Origin of the sequence: Streptomyces fradiae, from assembly GCF_041270065.1 — a bacterium.
Classification (GTDB): Bacteria; Actinomycetota; Actinomycetes; order Streptomycetales; family Streptomycetaceae; genus Streptomyces.
In genome coordinates this window covers 6,228,724-6,250,306 of record NZ_CP065958.1, presented here as the reverse complement: position 1 = coordinate 6,250,306, position 21,583 = coordinate 6,228,724, and the positions used below count along the sequence as shown (strand labels likewise).

At 70.1% G+C, this 21,583-nt stretch carries 9 protein-coding genes; 7 read left to right on the top strand and 2 right to left on the bottom strand.

From position 1 onward, the window contains the following. Positions 1–5 precede the first annotated feature (5 nt). Complete coding sequence (locus tag JAO84_RS28365) at positions 6–1,808, bottom strand: hypothetical protein (protein WP_370415359.1); 1,803 nt, start codon at positions 1,806–1,808, stop codon at positions 6–8. A gap of 178 nt (positions 1,809–1,986) precedes the next feature. Between JAO84_RS28365 and JAO84_RS28360 the strand changes: the two genes are divergently transcribed. Then, the gene (locus JAO84_RS28360) at positions 1,987–2,724 is read left to right on the top strand and encodes an SAVMC3_10250 family protein (RefSeq protein ID WP_370415358.1); all 738 of its coding nucleotides are present in this window, start codon (positions 1,987–1,989) and stop codon (positions 2,722–2,724) included. A gap of 51 nt (positions 2,725–2,775) precedes the next feature. Here JAO84_RS28360 and JAO84_RS28355 read toward each other — a convergent pair whose 3' ends face one another. After that, positions 2,776–2,997 carry a hypothetical protein gene (locus JAO84_RS28355; RefSeq protein ID WP_370415357.1) on the bottom strand — a complete coding sequence of 74 codons (222 nt, stop codon included), beginning with the start codon at positions 2,995–2,997 and terminating at the stop codon, positions 2,776–2,778. Between the two features lie 785 nt (positions 2,998–3,782). Here JAO84_RS28355 and JAO84_RS28350 point away from each other — a divergent pair. Genes JAO84_RS28350 through JAO84_RS28325 form a run of 6 tightly spaced genes read left to right on the top strand, consistent with a single transcriptional unit; the run spans position 3,783 to position 21,582 of the window. Continuing rightward, positions 3,783–10,082 carry a protein kinase gene (locus JAO84_RS28350; protein WP_370415356.1) on the top strand — a complete coding sequence of 2,100 codons (6,300 nt, stop codon included), beginning with the start codon at positions 3,783–3,785 and terminating at the stop codon, positions 10,080–10,082. A 56-nt stretch (positions 10,083–10,138) separates the two neighbouring features. Next, positions 10,139–13,075 (top strand): helicase-related protein, encoded by a 2,937-nt coding sequence (locus JAO84_RS28345; RefSeq protein WP_370415355.1) that lies wholly within the window; start codon positions 10,139–10,141, stop codon positions 13,073–13,075. Then, the gene (locus tag JAO84_RS28340; RefSeq protein WP_370415354.1) at positions 13,075–17,232 is read left to right on the top strand and encodes a DNA methyltransferase; all 4,158 of its coding nucleotides are present in this window, start codon (positions 13,075–13,077) and stop codon (positions 17,230–17,232) included. Before JAO84_RS28345 ends, JAO84_RS28340 begins: the two co-directional genes overlap by 1 nt. Beyond that, positions 17,229–18,878, top strand: a complete 1,650-nt coding sequence (locus JAO84_RS28335; RefSeq protein WP_370415353.1) for a hypothetical protein — start codon at positions 17,229–17,231, stop codon at positions 18,876–18,878. Before JAO84_RS28340 ends, JAO84_RS28335 begins: the two co-directional genes overlap by 4 nt. A 5-nt stretch (positions 18,879–18,883) precedes the next feature. Next, positions 18,884–19,489 (top strand): hypothetical protein, encoded by a 606-nt coding sequence (locus JAO84_RS28330; RefSeq protein ID WP_370415352.1) that lies wholly within the window; start codon positions 18,884–18,886, stop codon positions 19,487–19,489. After that, a complete protein-coding gene (locus tag JAO84_RS28325; protein WP_370415351.1) occupies positions 19,486–21,582 on the top strand; it encodes an Hsp70 family protein in 2,097 nt (698 codons plus the stop codon). The genes JAO84_RS28330 and JAO84_RS28325 overlap by 4 nt, the downstream gene beginning before the upstream one ends. Position 21,583: the final 1 nt, after the last annotated feature.

Genomic DNA, 21,583 nt, shown 5'->3' with positions numbered 1-21,583 from the left:
GGAGATCAGTCCCGTTCAGGGGCTCCTCCCCAGCGAGTGAGGAGAGCGAGCTGCTCTTCCGCATCGTGACAGTCCGCGAAAAGCCTCTCGTACTGACGGAGCGCCTTGTCCAGCGTCGCTACGGACTCGTGCCGCAATCGGTCTCCCTGGTCGCGCACGCGCCTCTTGCGCAGCGGAACGCTCCAGAACTCCCACCCCGCCCAAGTGAACAGGCTGATCGTGAGCAGGGCGAAGATCGACCGCGCCGCGCCGTCGGCGAACGGCACCACCAATGCCAGGGTGACGAAACCGATGACGAGGGCGGCGATCACCCGGGGCCATCGGCGCACCACGGCGTCCGACCTGGCCTGGGTCTGTCGCTCGATGTGCGTGGCAAGTTCATCGACGAACCGGCCTGGCGCCACCATCAGCCGCAGGTCCGTCGGGACGGAGCAGTCCCATCCCGCGACGCTCAACGTGATCTGCTCCGGAAGGCGATCGCGGGAAGCCGTGACGAGGCGCTGCGCAGTCTTCTCCAACCCCGGCCAGATGGCCCGCAGAGCCATCTGGCGAGCCGGCGAGCCGAGCCGCACTTCGTTCGGCTCGAAGACGGCCTGATCGAGGAGCGTCATGAAGTCCACCCGGGCGGCATCGAGGGCGAGGGACGACTCGTGCGCTTTGTCGGCCACCTCAAGGTCTCCCCCGTGCTCAATGACACGTTCGGCTCTCCGCATCCTCTCACGCATGTCCGCTTCGTCCGGCTCAAGTTGGTCGATGAGGCGCTCGAGGGCACTCTCCACATGGCCGCCGGCGGCGGCCGGCGCGTCGACCCTGTCGCCTCCGCCGAATCCGTCCGGGAACGTGCGCTCGAGATGAGTCAAGGTCCTGCCCGGCACGGTCGAGATTTCCCAACCGCCCCGGAGCAGTTCCCACTGCTCCCCGCATGTCTGACGGAGGGCCGCGTACCGCTTCTCGTCCATACGCCTGCGCAGGTCCATCAGCCGGGACTCCAGATGGGTGCCACCCTGTGGGTCGGGCGATGCGTACATGCCCGCCGAGAGAGTCGAACCACCACGGTGCCAGCGCGCCATGGCCTGCTGGGTGTACCCGAGCGCGCGCTCGCCCAGTTCCTTGCCGGCGATCGCGTCCAGGACGACCAGGAAGTCCTGTCCCAGTTCATCCGGGTCGAGCGACTGAAGGTAGAGGTCCATCCATGCGGCGGCCTCGGTCTCGTCTCCGAGGCGAGAACATGTCAACGAGAAGAAGAGGTTGGCCTTGGCGGCGTCCAGGGCACAGGCGTGCGCCCGGGCGCGGTCGCCCTGCTCCTTCTGGTTCCGGAACTTGGCAGCGACCGCCATGGTCGCGGGTGCGAGCCAGTACGTGGGTTCGAGGAGCAGCCGCTCCTCGGAGCAGGCCCGCACGGTGGCCGTGTTCACCACCCTTCTGTGCACGGCCTGCGCGGTGAGGGTATGCACCAGGCCTCGGGCCAGAGCACGGGTCTGCTTGCGCTGTGCGAAGTTCGCGTGCCAATCGGTCCTCAAGAGGGCCAGTTCGGCCCGGGCCTTGGACACCTCCCGATCGCGTCCGTACTGCTCGATGAACCTGTCGAGCGACTCGCGTATGCCGGTGACCGCGCCCCCCAACTCCGCGAGCTCCCGGCGCGCATGGACGAGTTCGCCGCTCAGCCTCTCGACGTCCGCTCGGAGGTCCCGCAGCCCCTCGCCGAAGCCATCCAGTTTTCCCTCGTGCCGCTGCTGCCCCTTCTCTACGCCCTCGATCCGTTCGCCAAGTCTGTGAAGTGCCGCGTCCTGTTCAAGCCCGTCTTCCATGACATCCCCCGAGGTCATCACCCGTCTGTGGTGCGTGCCCGCTCATTGTCGCGGCCCTCGGGTTGGCTGCTCCGCAACTGGCTTGATCTGATGCGAAATCGGACCGTTCCAGCCACTGTCAGTGCGAGATGACACCATGGCATGTGACGTGACCGGCCGGCCGAACGGGGAACGCACCATGCGCGAGATCGTCTATTTGTCGGAGAGCAAGCTGCGGCAGTTCGTACCGGAGCCGCGACGTGTCCCGCGTACAGGTGCTCTCCGCGTGACCACGCCGCTGGGCGGCTTCGACATGGACGCGCCAGCGACGGACCTGGAGCAAGGGCAGTTGCGGCACCTCCGTGACGTGTCCAGGCACGTGGAACTCCACGCGGGCTGGTACGCGGAGCCCGGCGTGCGTCCTGGGCAATGGGTGCAGTTCGAAGCGCCGCTTCGCTGCGTGACACTCGGCGCCGCTCACAAGGATCTCGTCCTGTTCGTGGACGCTGCGGGCCAAGGAGAAACGGACCGTGAGGCGGGAGAGGACTGCCGTCTGCTGATGCATGGGTCGGTCCGTCATCTCAGAGGCTGGACCCCGATGTCGGTGAACGGTCCGGCACTGGAGGTGGAGGACTCGGCCTCCAGTCTCGGAACGGCGTTCGTCACCAGGGCCGGGCACGTCGTGGAGGCCCTCACACGGCACCGCGACCCGCTGTCGGTGGAGCAGGACCCGTCACCGGCAGGGGTACGCCTGCACGGGCGAGGCGTGCAGGAGCTCCTGGACGCGCTGGACGACGATGGCGACGGCATCGACATGTCCGCGATGATGACCGGGTATGCGCGTGTCACCGGACTGCTTCCGGGTACCCGTGCCGGCTCTCGCTGCGTGGTAGCGAGCCCTCTCCTCGTGGAGTACGCGAAGATCGACTCTCCGTGAATCTCCCCATGACGTCTGCTGCTCCGCTTCATCGGCAGCGCCCGCAGCGGGTCAGCCGCGCAGCAGCTCCCTCGCCGCCACTTGTGCCAGTAGCGGTGGTTCGGCTACCCCTTCATAGGCGAAGTGCACCTCGCGCCTGGCCCGCGTGGCCATCACGTAGTACTCCATACGCAGCGCGGCCGAGGTGGGATCGGTGGCGGCGTCTGTGTGCGCGTCAGGGACGACGACGGTGTCGAAGCCGAGACCCTTGGCGCTCCTGCGGTGGACGAGCACAATTCCCGGTCGGTCCAGGTCCAGTCTGCGGTAGCGGCCTCCATGGCGCCAGGGCCGCCGCCACGGCGCCGGCAAGGTCCCCGGCATCCTGCGGGCCCTCCGGCGCGGCTGCTCCGTATACCTCCCGCACTCCCTGGCCCTCCCGCACTCCCTGGCCCTCCGGCGCGGCCGTTTCGGGCTCCTCCGTCCCGGCCCCCGCATCGGCCGCACCCCACACCCGGGCCACCGCCCTCAGCTCGCCCGCCTCGCGAGTGGTCAGCCCGGCCAGCCGGATCACTCCGTCCAGGGCGCGGGAGTCCACAAACCCGTCGGCGTCCTCGTAGCGCGCCAGGAGCACCCGCGCCCGCCCGGCCCGAGGTGACACATTTTCTTCACGGAATGGCGCAACCTTTTCCACATCTGGAGAGTCCGCGTCTACATGTACGCGTACGTCCTGGACGGGCAGGCCGAGTCGGGCCAGCTCACTCCGCAGCCGGTTCTGCTCGGCCTGCCCGAGCCCCAGACCGCGCACGTCCGCCACGAAGGCCTGCTCGGGCACGACACCGTTCACCGAGGCACGCCGGAGTCGAGTCAACAGCTCCGCCACCGCAGCCTTCATGCCACCCACCCCATTCGCTCCACGGGGAGACTAGAAGCGATGAGTTGACGATGTCAACAGACAGAACACTCGTCATCTCCTCCTTGCTTCGTGTACAGTGACGGCCGCCTCACCGCCCGCTCTGGCACGATGGGCGGGCGGCAGGCAGATCAGCAGGTGAACGCGGGCAGAGGGCAGAGGAGCGGCAGTGAGCCACGAGCTCGTCGACGGCAGATTCCGCATCGTGCGTGTCATCGGCAGGGGCAACATGGGGGAGGTCCATCAGGCCGAGGACCTGCGTGCCCCCGAGGGCTCACCCGAGCGCAAGGTCGCCGTGAAGACGATCCTCCGCCGCCGCACCGGAGGCCGGATCGACACCAGCGGTGGCACCAAGGCCGTGGAGCGCTTCGCCCGCGAAGTGGGCATCATGCGGCACCTTGATCACCACCCCAACCTCACCCGGATCATCGAGGGCGGCATCGCCGCGGACCGTGACGGTCTGCCCTACCTGGCGATGGAGTTCCTGGACGGCGCCTCGCTGCGCGACCTCATCGAGGAGGAGCCGCAGCTCCCCGTCTCCTGGGTCGCCGCCATCGGTGCCCAGGTCGCCGCCGGCCTCGCCGCCGCGCACGCGCGGGGCGTGGTCCACCGGGACCTGAAGCCCGCCAATGTCATGCTCACCCGGGGCGGCACGGTCAAGGTGCTCGACTTCGGCATGGGCAGCATCGTCGACGACCCGGACCAGACCCGTCTGACCAGCACGGGCGTCAGTGTGGGCACCGCCCGGTACATGGCTCCGGAGCAGTGCCAGGCCAAGCAGGTGACGCAGGCCGCCGACCTGTACGCGCTCGGCTGCGTGCTGTACGAGATGCTGGTCGGCGTCCCTCCGTTCACCAGCGAGTCCGCGTACGAACTCGCCGAACGGCACGTCCACCAGGAGCCGAGCCCCGTCCGCGCGATCCGCACGGAGATTCCCGCCGAGCTGGCCCGTCTCGTGGACCGGCTCCTCGCCAAGCAGCCGGCCGACCGCCCGGCCGACGCCGTGGCCGTACGGGACGCCCTGCTCCCGCTCGCCGTGCCGTCGGACGGCGATTCCCTGATCCCCTCCTGGCGTGACCTCGATCCCACGCTCCCCCTGCGTGGGTCCGCCCCTGCCCCGGCCACCGCCCCGGAGCAGGCCCCCGCCCCGGTGACCGCCTCCGGCACCGCCATGGACGTCTTCGGCGTCCATCAGGCGCTGATCCGCGACTACCGCTCCTTCACGGAGGGCGGCACCGTCATCCGCGACGAGCGCGTCAAGGCGTACGTCGAGAAGGACCTCGACGACAAGTCCCAGTGGCCGAACCCCTGGGTGTCGCTCAACCCGTTCTTCCAGGGCGGCGGCACGGTGGTGGAACTCGCCCAGCAGAAGGTGCTGCACCCCGAGTGCGCCCGCATCTTCCAGGCGAGGAAGACGGAGGGTGGCACCGTCTGCGACGGCCGGCCGCTCCTCCTGCACCAGCACCAGCGCGACGCCATCGACGCCGCCGCGTCGGGAGCTTCGTACGTCCTGACGACGGGCACCGGCTCCGGCAAGTCGCTCTCCTACATCGTCCCGATCGTCGACAAGGTGCTCCACGAGCGCGACGCGGAGGGTCCGAACGCCCCGAAGCGAGTACGGGCGATCATCGTGTATCCGATGAACGCGCTCGCCAACAGCCAGCTGCGCGAGCTGGAGAAGTACCTGCGCGACGGCTATGGCGCGGGCCGTGAGCCCGTCACCTTCGCCCGCTACACGGGCCAGGAGGACGACGCGAGGCGCAAGGAGATCCGCGACAACCCGCCGGACATCCTGCTCACCAACTACGTGATGCTGGAGCTGATGCTGACCCGCCCGGCCGACCGGGCGAGCCTGATCAGGATGGCGCGGGGCCTGGAGTTCCTCGTCTTCGACGAACTGCACACCTATCGCGGCCGCCAGGGCGCCGACGTGGCCCTGCTGATCCGCCGCGTCCGGGAGGCCTGCCAGGCGGAGGACCTCCAGTGCATCGGCACGTCGGCCACCATGTCGACCGAGGGCACCCTGGCGGACCAGCGGCGGGTGGTCGCCGGTGTGGCGAGCACGCTGTTCGGCACGCAGGTCCGGCCCGAGCACGTCATCGGCGAGACCCTGGTCCGCGCGACCGGCGAGGCCCCCGCCACCGTGCCGGCCGAGCGCCTCACCGCCCCCGCCCCGCGCGCCTACGACGACCTGGTGCGCGACCCGCTGGCCCGCTGGATCGAGGACCGCTTCGGCCTGGTCGAGGACGCCGCCACGGGCGGTCTCGTACGGCGGCCGCCGGCGCAGATCGAGGCCGCGGCGCGCGCGTTGCACGAGGCCTCCGGCGTCGACGAGGAGCTGTGCGCGAAGGCGATCCGCGCCACCCTGGAGGCCGGCTCCCAGGCGCTCAACCCGCGCAACGAGCGGCCGCTGTTTGCCTTCCGCCTGCACCAGTTCCTCTCCAAGGGCGACACGGTCTACGTCACCCTGGAGAACAAGTCCTCCCGCCACCTCACCCGCTCCTACCAGCTCGAACAGCCGGGCAGCGGCGGCAAGCTGCTGATGCCGCTCGCCTTCTGCCGGGAGTGCGGGCAGGAGTACCTGACCGTGTGGCGCACGGAGAAGGACGGCGAGGTGCGCTACGAGGCGCGCCGCGACACCTCGGCGACCGGTGGCCGGCAGGGCGACGGCTATCTGTACGTGGACCACGAGCGCGAGTGGCCGTCCAACACGCAGTACGCGGTCGACGACCGGCGCCTGCCGGAGTCCTGGCTGGAGCTGGACGACAAGGGCCAGGAGGTGCTCAAGCGCACGTACCGCGACCGCGTCCCGAAGGCCGTCACCGTCGACCCGTTCGGCCACGAGGGCGAGGGAGAGCTGAAGGCCGCGTTCATCCCGTCGCCGTTCCTCTTCTGCCTGCACTGCGGGGTCGCCTACGAGCAGACGCGCGGCCGGGACTTCGCCAAGCTGGCCACGCTGGACCAGGAGGGCCGTTCGTCGGCGACCTCCCTCGTCTCCGCGTCGATCGTGCGCTCGCTGAAGTCGGTGCCGGAGGAGGCCCTGGACAAGGAGGCGCGCAAGCTCCTCACCTTCGTCGACAACCGCCAGGACGCCTCCCTCCAGGCCGGCCACTTCAACGACTTCGTGCAGATCACCCAGCTGCGCGGCGCGCTGTACCGGGCGGCTCTGGACGCGGGCGAGGACGGTCTGCACCACGAGGAGCTGGCCTCCGCCGTGACCAACGCGCTCGCCATCTCACCGGCGGACTACACCGGTGAGGCCGATCTTCCTCCATCGCTGGCCCGCAACGCCGCCCGCACCCTGCGGGACGCGGTCGCCTTCCGGCTCTACCTCGACCTGGAGCGTGGCTGGCGCATCACCATGCCCAACCTGGAGCAGACCGGCCTACTGGAGATCGACTACGAGGACCTGGACTGGGTCGCCGCCAAGCAGGACCGCTGGGAGGGCACGCACGAGAGGCTGCGGGACGCCGACCCTGCGCTGCGGGCCGAGATCATGCGGACGCTGCTGAACGAGATGCGGCGCTCGCTGGCCATCGACGTGTCGTACTTCCGTGACGACGCGTTCGAATCCCTCCAGCGGGCGACCGAGGAACGGCTCGTGGACCCGTGGATCCTGTCCACCGCCGACAAGCCCAGCGTGGGCACCGCCTACCCGCACCCCTCCCGGCCGGGCATGGACCGCTCCAGCCTGTTCCTGTCCGCACGCGGCAAGTACGGCAAGTACCTGCGGCGCGCCGACCGCACGTTCCGGGACCTCGACCAGGACGACCTCCAGCTGATCATCACGGAGCTGCTGAAGGTGCTGACCAAGGCGGGTCTGGTGAAGGAGGTGGAGGCCACGCCGCAGCGGGCCGGCCGATACCGACGGGCCTCGTCCGCCGTCGCGACCGGCTACCGGGTGGCCGCCCAGTCCCTGGTGTGGCGCGCCGGCAAGGGCGAGTCGGGCGCGCACGACCCGCTGACCCGCACGTACCAGAGCGGCGACGGCCCGCGCATCAACACGTTCTTCCTCAAGCTGTATCGCGAGACGGCCGACGCCCTCTCCGGCCTGTACGCCCGTGAGCACACCGCGCAGGTGTCCCCGGAGGACCGGGAGGCGCGCGAAGAGGCCTTCCGCAAGGCGGAGCTGAAGCTGCTGTACTGCTCCCCCACCATGGAGCTGGGCGTCGACATCTCCTCGCTCAACGCGGTGATGATGCGCAACGTACCGCCCACGCCCGCCAATTACGCCCAGCGTTCGGGCCGCGCGGGCCGCAGCGGCCAGCCGGCCCTGGTGACGACGTACTGCGCGACCGGCAACAGCCACGACCAGTACTACTTCCGCCGCTCCGAGCGCATGGTGGCGGGCGCGGTCGCCCCGCCCCGCCTGGACCTCGCCAACGAGGACCTGGTCCTCTCCCACCTCCAGGGCATCTGGATCGCCGAGGCGGGCCTGCGCCTGGGCCGCTCCCTCCCCGAGGTCCTCGACGTCTCGTACCCGGACACGGGTGAGCGTCCGGCACCCGCCCTGCATCTGCTGCCCGACATCGAGGCCGCGGCGCACGACGACGGCGCCCAGCGGCGCACGGTGGACGCTGCGCTGCGCGTCCTCGGCCCGCTGATCGAGCGGGACTTCACCGAAACGACCTGGTGGCACGACGACTGGATCGGCGACAAGGTCAGGACCGTCGCCCAGCGCTTCGACCGCGCCTTCGACCGCTGGCGCAGCCTGTTCCGTGCCGCACTCGACGACCAGTACGTCCAGAACAAGCGCCGCCTGGACTACAGCCTCACCGAGGGCGACCGGATCCGGGCCAACGCCCGCCGCCGCGAGGCGGAGACCCAGCTGAACCTGCTGATGAACGAGAGCGTCGACAGCAAGTCGGTCCTCTCCGACTTCAACCCGTACCGCTATCTGGCCTCCGAGGGCTTCCTGCCCGGCTACAGCTTCCCCCGTCTGCCGCTCGCCGCGTACATCCCGACGATCGGCCGGCGTCGCGGCGACGGCGACTACCTCCAGCGTCCCCGCTTCCTCGCCATCCGCGAGTTCGGCCCCGGCGCGCTGATCTACCACGAGGGTGCCCGCTACCAGGTGACCCGTATCCAGCTCCCGCCGGACTCCTCTGGTGAACTGACCACCGGCGAGGCCCGCCGCTGCGCGAACTGCGGCTACCACCACGAGCCCAAGGAGCGCGAGGACCGCTGCGGCTTCTGCAAGGAGACGCTGGGGTCCGCGACGTACGGCCTGCTGCACCTGCACACCGTCTACACCTCCCGCCGTGAGCGGATCTCCTCGGACGAGGAGGAGCGGCGCCGGGCCGGCTACCGACTGGAGACCTCGTACCGCTTCCATGACCACGGCGTCCGCAAGGGCCGGCTCAGCGCGAAGATCGCCGAGGCCGCGGGCGGGCAGCTCGCGGAGATCACGTACGGCGACTCCGCGACCGTCCGTATCACCAACACCGGCCGGGTCCGCGCCCGGACGGACGAGCCCCCGGGCTACTGGCTCGACCTGGCCGACGGCCGCTGGATGAACGACAAGGACGCGGCCGAGGCGTCCGGCGACTCCAGCGAGCTGCCGCTGGTCGACGCGGACGGCAACGAGCGGCGCCGCACGAAGCGGGTCATCCCGTTCGTGGAGGACCGCCGCAACATCCTGGTCGTCACCCTCGACGAAGCACTTCCCGAGCCGATCGCGCTCACCCTGATGTACGCGCTGGAGCGGGGCATCGAGGCCGAGTTCGAGCTGGAGGACGCCGAGCTGTCCAGCGAGCTGCTGCCGCCGGACGACGGGCCGCGGCGCCGTCTGCTGCTCATGGAGGCCGCGGAGGGCGGCGCGGGCGTGCTCCGCCGCCTCCAGGCGGAGGACGACGCCCTCGCGAAGGCGGCTCGTCGCGCCCTGGAGATCTGCCACTTCTCGCCGGACGGCAAGGACGAGGGCGGCGAGGAGCACCGCCCGGGACGCGCCTGCGCGCTCGGCTGCTACGACTGCCTGCTCACGTACGGCAACCAGCTCGACCACTCCCGGATCAACCGGCACACGGTGGCGGACCTGTTGGTGCGTCTGGCGTCCGCGACGGCGCGCCGCGAGGCGCGCGGCGAATCCCGCTCGGAGCAGTACCGGCGGCTGCTCGCCGACTCCCCCGCCGATCCCACACCTGTCGAGGTGTCGGCTGCCGAACTCGCCGCGCAGGGCGACTTCCTGGGCTGGGCCAAGGCGCGTGCGCTGCGCCTCCCGGACGAGAAGGACGTCTTCCTGACGGAGGCGAACGCGGCACCGGACTTCGTGTACCGGCTGCCCGGCGTCAACGTCGCCGTGTTCGTCGACGGCCCCGGCACCGAGCCGAGCGCGCTGCGTGACGCCGACGCAGAGGAGCGGCTCTTCGACGCCACGTGGGATGTCGTCCGCTTCCAGCACGGCGACGACTGGGACGCCATCGCCGCCGCCCACCCCCGCTGGTTCGGCTCCCCTGCCGCCACCGACTGACCGAACGCCCCACTGACTGACCGCTCACCCATCACCCAGAGGATTTGACGATCACTATGGCATTCACGTTCTCCGCCGGATCCCTGGTGAAGGCCCGCGGCCGTGAGTGGGTGGTGCTCCCCGAGAGCGAGCCCGACCTGCTCGTCCTGCGCCCGCTGGGCGGCTCGGACGACGACATCGCCGCGGTGTTCCCGTTCGAGGAGGTCGAGGAGGCCCGCTTCGCGCCGCCCGAGCCGTCCGACCTCGGCGACCAGCGGGCGGCGGGCCTGCTGCGCACCGCGCTGCGTGTGGGCTTCCGCTCGGGCGCCGGCCCGTTCCGCTCGCTGGCCGGCATCGCGGTGGAACCGCGCGCCTACCAGCTCGTACCGCTGCTCATGGCGCTGCGCCAGAAGACCGTACGGATGCTGGTCTCGGACGACGTCGGCATCGGCAAGACGGTCGAGGCCGGCCTGATCGCGAGCGAGCTGCTCGCGCAGGGCGAGGCGACGGGCCTCGCGGTGCTGTGCTCGCCCGCGCTGGCCGAGCAGTGGCAGCAGGAGCTGCGCAGCAAGTTCGGCATCGACGCGGAGCTGGTGCTGTCCTCGACGGTGTCCCGCCTGGAGCGAGGACTTGACCTCGGCCAGTCCCTGTTCGACCGGTACCCGAACGTGATCGTGTCGACGGACTTCATCAAGTCCCCGCGCCACCGCGACGACTTCGTGCGCCACTGCCCCGACCTGGTGATCGTCGACGAGGCGCACACGTGCGTGGCCGCCGACGACACCTCGACGAGCGCGCAGAACCAGCTGCGGTACGAGCTGCTGCGACGCGTCGCGGAGGACGCGGAGCGGCACCTGATCCTTGTGACGGCGACCCCGCACAGCGGCAAGGAGTCCGCGTTCCGCAACCTGCTCGGCCTGGTGAAGCCGGAACTGGCGGAGGTGAACCTGGAGTCGGAGGCGGGCCGGAAGCTGCTCGCCCAGCACTTCGTGGCGCGCAAGCGCGCGGACGTCCGGCAGTACCTCACGAAGGAGGACGGCCTGGCCGACGACTCCCTCGCCGAGCGTACGGCGTTCCCGTCGGACCGCTACTTCAAGGACGAGACCTACAAGCTCTCCCCCGACTACCGGGCCCTGCTCGACGACGCCATCGCGTACGCCGGCGAGCGCGTCGAGGAGGCGGGCAGCAAGGGCAACCGCGAGGCGCGGATCGCCTGGTGGTCGGCGATCGCGCTGCTGCGCTCGCTGGTGTCCTCGCCGCGGGCGGCGGCGCAGACCCTGACGACCCGGTCGGCGACGGCGATCGCCGCGTCGGCGGAGGAGGCCGACAAGCTGGGTGCCCCGCTGAACAGCGACGCGGCCGACAGCGACGCCATGGAAGGCATGGACGTGGCGCCGGGCGCGGAGACGGACGAGGCGCCCACGCGGTCGCGGCTCGCGGAACTCGCCGAGCGGGCCGAGCAGCTGGAAGGCCCGGAGAAGGATCTCAAGCTGAAGGCGCTGATCAAGCACCTCAAGGCGCTGCTGGCCGACGGTTACAACCCGATCGTCTTCTGCCGTTACATCCCGACGGCCAAGTACCTGGCCGACCAGCTGGAGAACGACCCGGAGAAGAAGAAGCGCGGCCCGCTGGGCGCGAAGACGGTCGTCAAGGCGGTCACAGGAGAGCTCTCCCCGCAGCAGCGCATCGAGCGCATCGAGGCGCTGGCGGCCGAGGCCGGCCAGGACGCCGCGGCCCGCCGGGTCCTGATCGCCACCGACTGCCTCTCCGAGGGCGTCAACCTCCAGCACCACTTCGACGCGGTCCTCCACTACGACCTCGCCTGGAACCCCACCCGCCACGACCAGCGCGAGGGCCGCGTCGACCGTTACGGCCAGCGCCGCGACGAGGTCCGCGTCATCACCCTGTACGGCGACGACAACGGCATCGACGGCAAGGTCCTGGAGGTGCTGATCAAGAAGCACCGCCAGATCAAGAAGGACCTGGGCATCTCCGTATCCGTCCCGGACGAGCTGTCGACGGGCGTGACGGACGCGATCGTGGAGTGGCTGCTGATGCGCGGCCGCGAGGACCAGGACGCCCTGTTCAGCGCGGACGCGTTCAGGGTGAACAAGGAGAAGCTGGAGAGCGACTGGAACTCGGCCGCGGAGCGCGAGCGCGCGTCCCGGTCCCGCTTCGCGCAGCGCTCGGTGCACCCGGAGGAGGTGGCCCGGGAGGTCGCCTCGGTCCGCCAGGCGCTGGGTGGCGCGGGTGAGATCCGGACGTTCGTACGGGAGTCCCTGGGCGCTCTCAACGCCGTGCTGCGCGGCAGCGGCGAGGACTTCACCGCCCAGGTCGGCGGCACCCCGGCCGGACTGCGCGACGCCCTCGCGTCGACCGTGGGCGCGGAGGTGATCGAGAAGGACCGCGAGATCCCGTTCCGGACCGATCCCGCCGTGGCGCGCGGCGAGGCGGCCCTGGTCCGCACGGACCCGGTCGTGGGCGCGCTCGCGTCCCATGTCCTGAACGCCGCCCTGGACACCCTGGCCGAGGGCGCCCGCCCGGCCCGCCGCTGCGGCGTGATCACCACGGACGCGGTGAGTACGAGGACCACCCTGCTGCTCGTCCGCTACCGCTTCCACCTCACGTTGCCATCGAGGAACGGCGAACGCCAGCTGGTGGCGGAGGACGCACGGCTGCTCGCCTTCGAGGGCGCGCCACGGAACGCGGTGTGGCTGCCGCACGAGCGGGCGGCCGAACTGCTCGACGCGGTGGCGTCGGACAACACCGACCCGCACTTCGGCCAGCGGACGATGACCCGCATTCTCGACCAACTGCCGGAAGTGAACGGCTACCTGGAGACGTACGGCGACGAACTGGCCGCCGAGCTCGACGCCGCCCACCGCCGGGTGCGCACCGCCTCCGGCGAGATCGTCCGCGGTCTGTCGGTCACGGCCCAGAAGCCGGCCGACATCCTCGGCGCCTACGTCTACCTGCCCGCCGCTGCTTCCGTTCCCGCTGGAGTGACCGCCTGATGTCCGCCACCACCCGCAACCAGGTGTTCACCGCCGTCCACACGGTCGGCGGACTGCTGCCGGCCGACATGCTGATCCGGATCTCGGAGGGCAAGGACGTCCCGGGCTCCAAGTCCGCCGACTACGGCCTGCCGTCCTCGCGTTCGGTACGGGACGAGGCGGAGCGCGGCTGGGAGTACCTCAAGCCGCTCTGGCGTGAGCTGCGCACACGCCTGCCCGAGAACCGGGAGACCGGCGTCCCCGCGGCCGACCCGACGGGGATCGCCGACAGCGACTGGCTCACCCCCCTGTGGCGCGAACTGGGCTTCGGCCGGCTCACGGCCGTCGGCCCGGCGGGCATCGCATCCGACTCCGACACGGAGAAGAAGTTCCCGGTCTCCCACCGCTGGCAGCACGCGCTGATCCACCAGACCCCCTGGAACGCCGACCTCGACAAGCGGGCGGGCGGCGCGGGCACGGTACCGCCGCAGTCCATGCTCCAGGAGTGCCTGAACCGCACGGAGGCCCACCTCTGGGGCGTCCTCACGAACGGGCGCCAGGTGCGTCTGCTGCGCGACTCCAGCGCGCTGGCCACGGCCTCGTACGTCGAGTTCGACCTCGAAGCCATCTTCGACGGCGAGCTGTTCAGCGAGTTTGTGCTCCTGTACCGGCTGCTGCACGTCTCGCGATTCGAGGTGGCGGAGGACGCGCCGCCGTCCACGTGCTGGCTGGAAGCCTGGCGTACGGCGGCCATCGAGTCGGGCACGCGCGCCCTGGAGCACTACCGCGACGGAGTCCAGCAGGCCCTGGCCGCGCTCGGCACGGGCTTCCTGCGGCACCCCGACAACACGGCCCTGCGCCAGGACCTCGACCCGTCCGCCCTCCAGTCCGCGCTGCTGCGCCTGGTCTACCGGCTGATCTTTCTCTTCGTCGCCGAGGACCGCGAGGCCCTCCTCACCCCCGACGCCGACGAGCAGGCCCGCGACCGCTACCGCAGGTACTTCTCCACTGCCCGCCTGCGCGAGCGCTCGCAGCGCCGGCAGGGCACCGCGCACAGCGACCAGTACGCCGCCGTCCAGCTGGTCCTCGCCGCACTCGGCGACGAGCAGGGCCGACCGGAACTGGGCCTGCCGGGCCTCGGCGGCCTGTTCAACACGACGGACGCGGATACGCCGCTGAAGGGGGCCAAGCTCTCCAACCGGTACTTCCTGGAGGCGGTACGCCACCTCGCCCGCGTCCGGGACACCGACTCCGCGCGCTGGCGCCCGGCCGACTACCGGCACATGGGCGCCGAGGAACTGGGCTCGGTGTACGAGGCGCTCCTTGAGCTGGTGCCGAAGCACAGCGCGACGAACCGCACGTTCGAGCTGGTCGACCGGGCGGGCAACGACCGTAAGAAGACGGGCAGTTACTACACCCCGTCGGCGCTGACTGAGACCCTGCTCGACTCGACGCTGAACCCGGTGATAGACGCGGCCGTGGCGCGGGGCCAGGAGCGGGCCCTTTCTGAGGGCCACGGCGAGCCTGCCGACACGATCGTCGAGGAGCTGCTGAGCCTCACGGTCTGCGACCCCGCCTGCGGCTCCGGCCACTTCCTCGTCGGCGCCGCCCGCCGCATCGCCAAGCGGGTCGCGTCGGTACGGGAGCGCAACCCCGAGCCGACCGTCGAGGCGGTGCGGCACGCCCTGCACGAGGTCGTGGCGCGGTGCGTCTACGGCGTCGACCTCAACCCCATGGCCGTGGAGCTGGCCAAGGTGTCCCTGTGGCTGGAGGCCATGGAACCGGGCCGCCCGCTGGGCTTCCTGGACGCCCACATCAAGCACGGCAACGGCCTCATCGGCGCCACGCCCGCGCTGATGAAGGACGGCATCCCCGACCGGGCCTTCAAGAAGACGGAAGGTGACGACGAGGGCTGGGCGAAGCAGCTCCTCTCCCGCAACCACCACGAGCGGGCCGACCAGGTCACCCTGTTCGACCTCCCGTCGGAGGCCCCGGTCGCCAACACGTCGTTCGGGACAGGCCTTCGTCGGATTACGTTCGCCCCGGCGCGGACGCTGGCGGACGTGCGCCGGAAGGAAGAGGCGTACGCGGCGTGGGCGACGTCCTCGGAGTACCTGCAGGCGCTGCACCTCGCCGACGCCTGGTGCGCCGCGTTCGTGTGGGTCAAGCGGGAGGACGCGCCGCCGGCCATTACCCATGGGGTGTTCCGGGCCCTTGAGGACCCGGAGGGCGACGCGGCCCCACAGTCCACGCACGACGAGATCGTGCGGCTGCGGGAGCAGTACGCGTTCTTCCACTGGCACCTGGAGTTCCCGGAGGTGTTCCGGGTACCGGAGGAGGGCGCGGGCGGGGATCGGGTCGACCCGGGTACGGGTTGGGAGGGTGGCTTCTCGTGCGTGGTGGGGAACCCGCCGTGGGACAAGGTCGACTTCGAGGACAAGAAGTACTTCAGCGTCGTCGACCCCGAGATCGCGGCGATCTCGGGGGTGGCTCGTCGGACGCGAATCGCGGAGTGGGAGCGGGAGCACCCGACGGAGGGGAAGCGGTACCAGGAGGCGCGCCGGACGGTTAAGGGGACGTTCCATTTCGCGGGGGACTCCGGGGTATTTCCCTTGTGCGCCGAGGGGTTGACGGTCAAGGGAGTCAACTCGCTTCAGACAGACCCTCTGTTCGCCGAGCGCATGTCGAAGGTGGTGGCACCAGAAGGGCGGTTCGGCGTGGTCCTGCCCACGGCCATCGCGACGGGGGCAGGATCACAGCACCTATTCTCGGACTTCACGCGGAAGGGGGCGCTGGTCTCTCTGTACGACTTCGAGAACAAGCGGCCCAAGAGCCCGGCCCTACCCAAGGGCGGCAAGTGGTTCGAGAGCGTGCACTCCAGCTACAAGTTCTGCCTGATCTCACTCACTGGTCGAGCCGTGCGGGAGCCCGCCGCGCGCTTTGGGTTCTTCCTCTCCGAGATCACCGACCTCGACAATCCCGAGCGCGTGTTTGCGCTGAGCCCTGAGGACCTCGCCCTGATCAACCCCAACACGGGCACGCTTCCTGTTTTCCGGACCCGACGGGATGCCGAGTTGACGGCGGGGATCTATCGCCGAATGCCTGTGATGTGGGACGAGGGGCGGCGCGGCGGAAATCCGTGGGGGTTCACTTTCAAGAACCTCTTCAATAGCACCGACGACTCCGACATCTTCCGCACACGCGATCAGCTGGAAGCGGACGGTTGGCACGCAGAGGACAACAACTTCGTGCTGGGCGACGAGCGCATGCTTCCGCTGTACGAGGGCAAGATGGCCCACCTCTTCGACCATCGTTGGAATCGCTACTTCGACATCGGCGACAACGACTACGAAGCCGTATCAAGCAGCATGAAGACGGACCCTGCGGCCGCTACTCAGCCACGCCGCTGGATTCGGGAAGCCGGGGCTATCGAAGCCATCCGCAAGGGGAGAACAGTCAAGGTGCCTGGCGTAGCCGCGCGCCTTGAAATGGAATCCTGGCCTTACAAGTGGCTCTGCGGTTGGAGGGACATCGCTCGAACCACAGACGAGCGTACCGCCATCCCTGCGTTCATCCCGTACTCGGCGGCCGTCGAGACCTTTCCGGTCATGTTGGCCCGCGTGACACCGCAGATGCTAGCTCTGCTGGTCGCTGGCCAATCTTCACTTGTGTTCGACTATGTGGCGCGCCAAAAGATCAGCGGCGCACACATGGGTAGGCGATTCTGGAAGCAACTCCCCGTCCCCACCCCCACCACCCTCGAACCTCACCTCCCCTTCCTCCTCCCCCGCGTCCTCGAACTCGTCTACACCGCCTACGACATGACCCCCCTCGCCCGCGATCTGGGCGACGAGGGCGAGCCGTTCCGCTGGGACGAGGTCCGACGCGCGCAACTCCGCGCTGAGTTGGACGCGTACTTCTTCCACCTCTACGGCATCTCGGCCGAGGACACCGACTACATCCTGGAGACCTTCCAGTCGGAGTCAGGCGGCCTCAAGAACAACGAGATCGGCAAGTTCGGCGAATACCGCACCAAGCGGCTCGTGCTCGCCGAGTACGACCGCATGGCGACGGCCGGCCTGAGCCTGGAGAAGCCCCTCGCGGACGGCGAGACCTACACCTCGTCCCTCACGCCGCCCCCCGGCCACGGCTCCCGTCACGAAGGAGCCGGACGGTGACGAACCCGCCGCCGGTCGGCGGGGCGCGGGCCGAGGCGGTCGCGCGGGAGCGGGAGCGGCTGAGGGCGCTCAGGGAGCGCCGGGACGCCCAGAGCGCGGGCGCGGGGGTCGACGGGTTCACCGTACGTAGGTGGCGGAAGGTGGGGGTGTTCGGAGCGCAGGCGGTACTGCAGGCGCACGCTCTGCTCGGGCAGCTCCTTCCCCTCGCCCAGGACGCGACGCACGACAACCTGGTCGACGCCCTGGCCGCCGCCCTGCGCGACGAACCCGACGACCGACTGCTGCCCGCTGTGCGGTCCGTCCTCGAACGGGCCGCCCCGGCCACGGTCGCCGCGGCGCTCACCGCTGTCCACGCGGGCGGCTTCCTGTGGCTGTCCGAGGTCGGGGAGCAGCGGCTCGCCGACCTGGCAGCGGGCGGCGACGCCCTCGCCGCCGCCGGGGGCGAGGACCCCTACGGGGCCGTCGCCCTCCTCGGGGCGTTCGCGACGGAGGGGACACCCACCTTCCCGCCTCGGATGCTGCCGCGCGTGCTTCCGTGGATACCGCTGAGCGTTCTCGACGACCTCATAGACGCCGGGGCGGTCGGCCCCGAACACCAGCCGTGGCAGTACCGGGCCGAGGAGGCGGAGCACACGTACCTCAAGGCCCGGCTGGTTCCCGACCAGGTGCCCGCCGAGCAGGCGACCGCACTGGAGTGGACGGCCTGGCAGCGACGGAACGCGTTCCTCGCCGGGGGTGAACCGCTGCCCCCGGCCGGCGACGTGTACGACCTCCTGGAGCGCGTCGCCGACGGCGACGCCTCGGTGGTGAAGGAGCTGGAGAGGGAGCTGCCCCGCGATCTGGTGCTCCGGCTGCGCCGGCTCCTGGACGGGGTGGATGTCGGCAACTGGGACCGGGACATATGGGAAGACAGGGGGTTGTGGCGGCTCATCTTCTCTCTGTGGGAGCCCAAGGCGGCCGTCAACCCCTCTCGGTCGCCGCTGCACGCGCTCATGGCCCTGCGCCAGGCCTACGACCTGCTGTGTATGAATGAACTCAGCCGTGCGACGTCCCAGATCGACAAGCTGGTGTCGTTCGAGACGGCTGCCCCGGCCTACCGGGACGAGGTCCTCAACTTCCACGCGTACACACTGCTGCTCCGGGAGGAACTGGACGCGGCGGCCGTCATCCTGGAGGAGATCAGCGGATCGCACGAGCCGGCCAGGTCCAACCTCCGCATGATCCAGCAGCGTCGGGCGGTTGCCCGTAACGACAGAGCGACAGCGTCCAACCCTTATCTCGACCTCGGGCTGCCGCACGGCGCTCCGAGCTGGGAGACCCGCTACCGCGACCTCCGCCGGGAGCATGTGCAGGACGTGGACATGAGCGCGCGGCTCAACAGCGCGATGAAACGCATCAGAGACGCCGAGCGCGACGAGGACTGGTCCGGCTTCTTCGTCCTGCCGCTCGACCCGGACGTGTTCGAGCTTCCGGACGCGGTGCCGGTCACCCTGGTCCCGCCCCTGGCCCCGCTGACCAGGCGAACGGCTCCCCACTCCCCAGAAAGCCTCGGGCTCGTGCGGCAGCGGGCGGTGGCGGATCTGCTGCCCCACCTGCTCAACGCGCCCCGGCGCCCCGACCGCAACTCAAGGATGCACACACAGTGAAAAAGGTGCCCCGCAGCCGACGGAACACGACAGCGGCCCCCAAGCGGGTTACCCCCAAGGGGAACAACGGCCTCAAGCATCGTCGGGAGAAGCGGCGGGCTGCGGCCGATGCCCCGAAGGACTCCCCGCGCACCTACCGTCCCGAGGAGCTGCTCAGCCCTCCCCTGCTGCTCTCCCGTTTCGCCGAGCGGGCGACGGACCTCCTGGCCGCCCTCCCGGAGGAGGAGCGCCCCACGCAGGCCGCTGTGACGGCGGCCCTGCGCCAGGCCGTTCTGGAGGCGTTCCGCTCGCGGGAGGAGTACGTGGCCCGGATGGTCGAGGTCGATCTACTCGCCGGCGCGCCCCACCAGAGCGCCGGTTCGCTCCGCAAGGGCATCCGTGCCGCTCTGCTCGACCAGGGAGTGCGGTGCGTGGACGCGCCCGACGGCGAGCACGAGCTCTTCGTGGTGGTGGAAGGAGACGGCGAGGCGTTCGAGGTGCTGCGTCCGGCCTACGTGGACCAGGCGACCGGCAAGCTGGTGCTCTCCGGGCAACTGCGCCGTCTGCCCGGGGCAGACGGAGGGGACCACGCTGCCGGGGACGACGAGGCGACGGACGGGGAGGGCATGTGACCGCGACCGGGATCGATTTCGGCACCACGAACTCCGTGGTGGCCCAGTGGCTGGGCGACGACGCCGACGTGCTGTTGCTCGACGCCCAGCACATCGACGCCGACTGGCGTCATCCCGGCTTCGAGTACCTCTTCCCGTCGGTGGTGGGCATGAGTTCGCTGCGCCGGGGAGCGTTGTTCGGCTGGGAGGCCAAGCTGCGCTCCGAGGAGGCGGCCGAGGCCTGCAAGCGACTTCTGAAGAACGACGAGTACGTCACGATCCAAGGCCGCAGGTACGCGGCCACGACGGTGGCCGCCGGCGTCTTCCGGGCCATGCGCAAGGGCGCGGAGGACAACCTCACCGCCATCGACCAGGCCGTGATCACCGTGCCGGCGAACGCCACGGGTGCCGCGCGCTATCGCACGCGCGCCGCCGCGCAGTTCGCGGGCATCGAGGTCCTGGCGCTGCTCAACGAGCCGACGGCGGCGGCGATCTCGTACGTGCACGAGCTGCAGGAGGCCCGCACGATCCTGGTCTTCGACTGGGGCGGCGGCACCATCGACGTCACCGTGCTCGACTACCAGGACGGGTTCTTCGAGGAGCTCGCGTCACGGGGTGTGACGGAACTGGGTGGTCTGGAGATCGACCGCCGTCTGCGTGACCTGGTCCTCGAACGGGCTCCGGCGCGATCGGCGTGGACGCCCGCGCAGGAGCGGCAGTTCGGGCTGGACGTGGAACGCAGCAAGATCCGTCTGTCCTCCGAGGACTTCGTCAGGGTCACGACTCCGGACGGTGACGAGGTCAAGGTGTGGCAGGAGGAGCTGGAGGACGCCATCACCGACCTCGTGGACCGCGCTCTCGCACCGGTCCAGCAGTGTCTCATCGACCTGCACATGGCGCCGCTGGATGTTGACGCGGTGCTGATGATCGGCGGCACCAGCCAGATCCCGAGCGTCCGGGCGGCGGTCGCCGAGGTCATGCAGCAGCAGCCCGTCGAGGTCGACGTCTGCAATCCCATGACGGCGGTCGCCCGCGGCGCCTCCATCGCGGCGGCTGTGCTGTCGGGGGAGGTGGACGGCGTGGTCCAGGTGGCGACGAGCCATGCCCTGGGTACGGTCGTCACGGACGACACCGGACAGCGGAAGTTCAGTCAGATCATTCCGCGCAACTCCCCGCTGCCGTGGAAGGAACGCAAGAACTACACGCCGCGCCGGGACAACGCCCGCAGCCTCGCCGTGGAGATCTGGGAGGGCGACCCGGAACGGCCTCTGGATCACCCCGACAACGTGCAGCTGACGGACCTCCGGCTCACATATCGGGAACCCCGGGCCCGTGAGGACTCCCGGTTCCTGCTGGAGTACACGTACGACACGAACGGGCTTCTCCACGTCAAGGCGACACTTGAACGCACCGGCGAGGAGGTGTTGAACGAGGAGATCAAGAGTTTCAGCTCCGGTGGTCCCACGCCGGCGGTGAGCAGGGAACTCGAGGACCTGCTCACGGGCAACACCACCACCAGGCCGCTGCCGCCGCAGCCCCGGAAGCGGAACACGGGCTCAGCGCCTGCGGTGCTCGTGCTGGACGGCTCCAACCTGGCGTGGATCGGCAGGTCGCCGCGGCAGCCCGGGGTGTACGGCAGCGACGACCGGCCGTCCTTCGCGCAACTCCTTTCCGCCCGCGACGCCCTGGCCTCGCGGTATCCCGACGCCGTGGTTCACGTGGTCGTCGACGCCACCTTCAGGCACAAGGTCGCGGAGGAGGAACGCGCGGCCGTGGACTCTGCGCTCGCCAAGGGTGAACTCAGCCAGCCCCCGGCCGGAACCGAGGGCAAGGGTGACGCGCTGGTCACGGCGATCGCGGATGACACGCACGGAACTGTCGTCACCAATGACAACTACGTCGAGTTGCAGAGCAGATATCCCTGGTTGCGGGACAAGGAGCGGGTACTCGGGGCGACCTTGTCACAAGGCATGTGGGTCTTCACGCCGCGCACCTGCGTTCCGCCTCGCCACCGGATCGCACAGGCGACGGTGCCTCGGCAGCCTCAGGCCCTGATTCCCCCGAGCCCCGGCCCGCTCCCCACGTTCCGATACCACCGCCCTCATGAGGAGTAGC

Coding starts and splice junctions, on each gene's coding strand:
- JAO84_RS28340 (WP_370415354.1), top strand. CDS start 13,075: ATGTCCGCCACCACCCGCAACCAGGTGTTCACCGCCGTCCACACGGTC.
- JAO84_RS28365 (WP_370415359.1), bottom strand. CDS start 1,808: ATGGAAGACGGGCTTGAACAGGACGCGGCACTTCACAGACTTGGCGAA.
- JAO84_RS28360 (WP_370415358.1), top strand. CDS start 1,987: ATGCGCGAGATCGTCTATTTGTCGGAGAGCAAGCTGCGGCAGTTCGTA.
- JAO84_RS28345 (WP_370415355.1), top strand. CDS start 10,139: ATGGCATTCACGTTCTCCGCCGGATCCCTGGTGAAGGCCCGCGGCCGT.